Annotated in this window: 2 protein-coding genes; one reads left to right on the top strand and one right to left on the bottom strand. The window is 43.8% G+C overall.

Annotated elements, in window-relative coordinates:
• A partial coding sequence (locus IQR33_RS02900; RefSeq protein WP_193843508.1) for a leucyl aminopeptidase occupies nucleotides 1-983 on the bottom strand: 983 nt, incomplete at its 3' end.
• Between the two features lie 200 nt (nucleotides 984-1,183).
• Between IQR33_RS02900 and IQR33_RS02895 the strand changes: the two genes are divergently transcribed.
• Nucleotides 1,184-1,426 (top strand): LptF/LptG family permease (locus IQR33_RS02895; protein WP_193843507.1); only part of this gene is annotated, 243 nt, incomplete at its 3' end.

Genomic DNA, 1,426 nt, shown 5'->3' with positions numbered 1-1,426 from the left:
CTGCCAGGCATGTTTTCACAACCCGCTAGAACACCAATAACGTTGATTGGTAGGTTTAGCTTCGCCAGCGCTTTCATTGTACCGAATACCGATGCCGCACCACACATGTCGTACTTCATCTCATCCATACCTTCGCCCGGCTTTAGAGAGATACCGCCTGAATCGAAGGTTAGACCTTTACCTACGAGCACAATCGGTTTTGCATCTGAGTCAGGGTTACCTTTGTACTCGATGATAGACATCATAGATTCGTTTTTAGAACCACGGCCTACTGCTAGGTAAGAGGTCATACCCAGTTTTTCCATCTCTTGCTCACCAATAATTTTGGTGGTTACGGTTTCGTAATCGTCCGCTAGACGACGAGCTTGAGAAGCAAGGTAAGCTGGATTAGCTACGTTTGGCGGCATGTTGCCAAGGTCTTTTGAGGCTTTGACACCTGATGCGATAGCAAGACCATGAGTGATTGCTTTTTCACCCAAGTTCAATTCACGACGCGTTGGTACGTTGAAAACAAGCTTGCGCAGTGGGCGGCGAGTCTCAGGTTTCACGCTCTTGAATTGATTAAATGTGTATAGACCATCTTTAGTCGCTTCTACAGCCTGGCGCACTTTCCAGTATGTATCACGACCCTTAACATGCAGTTCAGTTAGGAAACATACCGCTTCCATTGAGCCTGTCTCGTTAAGTGTGCTGATCGTCTTTTGAATGATTTCCTTGTACTGGCGCTCGCCAAGTTCACGCTCTTTGCCGCAACCGACAAGTAAAACGCGCTCTGACAAAACACCTGGTACTTGATGCAGTAGCAGCATCTGACCAGGTTTACCCTCTAGATCACCACGGCGAAGTAGTGAACTGATGTAACCGTCACTGATTTTATCAAGTTGTTCGGCTACTGGAGAAAGGCGACGTGGTTCAAACACACCAACAACGATACATGCGCTACGTTGTTTCTCTGGACTGCCACTTTTTACACTGAACTCCATGCGTACTCCTACATCCTGAAGACAAATTGCTCTAAATGTTAGATAATGATCGCTTACTTGTTGAATTTTAGCTCCAGGCTTACATGCAGAGCTGATTAAGCGACTAACATCTAGTTTATAATTTTTAAAAAAATAAATGGTTCAACGGGAAACTATAGTGATTCGACCAAAAAAACAAGTTTTGTATAGGTAATTTCAGCGTGATTATTGTTAGATATTTGATCCGCGAAACACTCAAGAGCCAATTTGCGATTTTTTTCGTACTTTTTTTGGTGTTTGTAAGCCAGAAATTCATAAGTGTTCTTGCTGATGCTTCTGATGGGGATATTCCTGCTGGATTGATTTTCTCGATTGTTGGTTTGAACATGCCAGCAATGGGTCTGTTAATGCTGCCTTTAAGTCTGTATATCGGCATATTGATCACATTTGGTCGTCTGTATGCT

This window comes from Vibrio sp. OPT46 (genome assembly GCF_015163535.1).
Lineage (GTDB): Bacteria > Pseudomonadota > Gammaproteobacteria > Enterobacterales > Vibrionaceae > Vibrio > Vibrio alginolyticus.
This window is presented reverse-complemented; position numbering and strand designations above follow the sequence as displayed.